Here is a 2,374-nt window from a genome sequence, read left to right as displayed (position 1 = left end):
GGTGGAGTTCGACAGCCGCGAGGTCGCCGAAGCCTTCACACCCCCGGACTGGTTCGGCACGGAGGTCACGGGAGACCGCGCCTATTCCAACGAGGTCCTCGCGACCGAAGGACTTGCAGGGAAGCCTTCCGCCTAGTGACTGCGGTGATTTAACGGAATCCTCTCTTCTAGGCGTCCGTTCCACCAACAAAAATGGTGCGGCGGGTTTCATACGAGATACCGCCATTCCTCCGAACTGCAGCATTTGGGAAAGTGGGCTCGATCCTGACCTTCGCCGCTGCCGGCCGGAACAGCTCGTGTGCGGACTTTGCCGCCCTTCGCGGCGGACGCGAATTATTTGTTTCGATAGGTCGCTCCTTGGTTCTATCGCCGATAGTTGATCGCGATGATATCTCCGGGTGGCGAACCCGCTGCTTGAGCTTTGAGCCAGACCTAGCGGGACGATGCGGTACACCATGACAAGGTGACCTCATCCCGCCCACGTTTCCGGAGTAAGATCAGGACTTTGCTTCGTTAACCTGATCGCGAAGTTGCATGAAGAAACCTGTCACCTGCTCGGGCGCTGTTTGCTCTGCTATGCCCGCTGAAACTTGCTTCTGGGACCAAATCCACGTGACCGCGGGATCGTGAAGCATGGCCCAATTGCTGAAGACCCGCTCCTCTACGGGCGCCGCAACATGGAGCGTCATCTCGACGTGGCGGTCGTCGCGCTGAATTCGGGCGAGGGTGTCACGTACCCTGTCTTCCGGCCCCTCGAGCCATTGAAGATAGATGTCCTCCCGACAAATCAGCGCGCCAGTGATCCCGTCGCGCTCGTTGGCCCGCCTCGCTTCCAAAAGGATTCCATTCAGGATCGCTGCTTCGAAACCGAAAGGGCGAGAGCTATAAATCGCTCGAAATAGGGACATGGATGCGTATCTCTATTTTGCATATTGCCAAGACTTGATCTCCGTGTTCGCGACAAGCATCAAGCAAGCATCTTCAAGCTTCCGCCAAGTTCGCTGACAGATGTGATGTCCACATCAATAACATCACAGCGGCGACTGGCATCAGAAGACGTCACCTTACATGAGATTGATGTCTTGCGCGCTCGCTGGACTTCGGTGCGCGAAACCCGGGTCGACCGGCAGCCCGCTGAATCGTGTTGAGACAAAAAAATTCGCATTTGCCTGCTCGCTTCCTGCAGTGATCAGCTTGATCTCAGCTGCTTGCGGAGGGCGTGCCCGCCCTCCGTTGTGCGCCTGGAACAGGTCAGCGGGCCCCAAGGAAGCTTAGACCATCCCCCGGGGCACTACCTTGCCGCGCTTGAGTGAAACGTGTCCTGCGGTATGGTCGGGTAGCAGGGAGGTACTTGGTTTGGGAAAGCTGCAAGCAACGCTCGACGCTGACATATACTCGCGCACGGCATCGCTCTTCGCGACCAAGCGCGATGCCTTCGGCCCTGACACTGTCGAGTCGTTGGCCAGTGACGTCCTCCAAAGGCTGGTATCGTTGAAACGACGCGAGCCGTCCTTCGACACGCTCAAGGTCAGTGACGATAGCATCGCCGCCTTCTGTGACGCGCTCATTCAGACACGGCCCGACGCTGCCTTACAATTTATTAGCGACCGACGCGTCGAGGGCGTGACAAGGCAAGGCGTTTACCTTGGATACATCGTCGCGGCCGCACGCAGCCTGGGCCAGGGATAGGACGACGACAGGTATTCCTTTCTCCAGGTTACATACGGCACCGGGCATCTCTACGCCCTGATGAGGGCCTTGCGAGCCGAGACCTTCAGCGCACGCCCGAGCTTTGATGGTCGCAAATTTGCGCTTTGCGATGGTGCCCGGCGAAGAACACGGTATCGGCATCACCGTCGCCGCGGATCTGTTCCGCGATGCGGGCTGGGAGATCGACCTGCAGACCGGCATCGATCATGACGCGCTGGTGGCCCATGTCGAGCACACGCAACCTCATATCATTGGACTTTCGCTCAGCACGGAACAGCGGCTCGATGCGCTTGTGCGCCTTGTTGTGGCGATACGCATAACGACGCCATCCGCCATCATCGGTGTCGCTCCGGCAACGACTGTCGATGCCGGCCGATTGCAGGACCTCGTGGACATCGATCTGGTCTTCGATGACGCGCCGTCTGCGTGCCGCGACCTGGAGCGCCTGATCCAACTTCGAAGCTGAGCGCACCGGACCTGTGGTTTGCTGGCTTAACCGCGGCTTGATAGTCGGCTGAGGTGCGGCCGTTCTTCTGCTGCGCGCGCGCAGGGCGAGGAGCGGGCACTTCCGCGATGGGCTCGCTCCCCACCTTCGCCGAGCGGCCCACGAATGGCGGCGCTGGCATTTCACTATGCCGCGGTGTCGCGCGGGCAACCCTGACGG

General features: G+C 59.7%; 3 protein-coding genes. 2 read left to right on the top strand and 1 reads right to left on the bottom strand.

Annotated elements, in window-relative coordinates; all coding sequences use genetic code 11:
• Positions 1-497: 497 nt before the first annotated feature.
• On the bottom strand, positions 498-908 hold the full coding sequence (locus OCH239_RS21225; protein ID WP_037267459.1) for a BLUF domain-containing protein: 411 nt from the start codon (positions 906-908) through the stop codon (positions 498-500).
• Between the two features lie 448 nt (positions 909-1,356).
• Between OCH239_RS21225 and OCH239_RS21220 the strand changes: the two genes are divergently transcribed.
• Positions 1,357-1,689, top strand: a complete 333-nt coding sequence (locus OCH239_RS21220; protein ID WP_037267457.1) for a hypothetical protein — start codon at positions 1,357-1,359, stop codon at positions 1,687-1,689.
• A 106-nt stretch (positions 1,690-1,795) separates the two neighbouring features.
• Positions 1,796-2,176: a cobalamin-dependent protein gene (locus OCH239_RS21215; protein WP_037267456.1), complete on the top strand. Its 381-nt coding sequence runs from the start codon at positions 1,796-1,798 to the stop codon at positions 2,174-2,176.
• Positions 2,177-2,374 lie beyond the last annotated feature (198 nt).

This window comes from Roseivivax halodurans JCM 10272, from assembly GCF_000521785.1.
GTDB lineage: Bacteria > Pseudomonadota > Alphaproteobacteria > Rhodobacterales > Rhodobacteraceae > Roseivivax > Roseivivax halodurans.
This window is presented reverse-complemented; position numbering and strand designations above follow the sequence as displayed.

Bases quoted from the DNA above. Each gene is read 5' to 3' on its own strand.
- OCH239_RS21225 (WP_037267459.1), bottom strand. From the start codon at position 908: ATGTCCCTATTTCGAGCGATTTATAGCTCTCGCCCTTTCGGTTTCGAA.
- OCH239_RS21215 (WP_037267456.1), top strand. From the start codon at position 1,796: ATGGTCGCAAATTTGCGCTTTGCGATGGTGCCCGGCGAAGAACACGGT.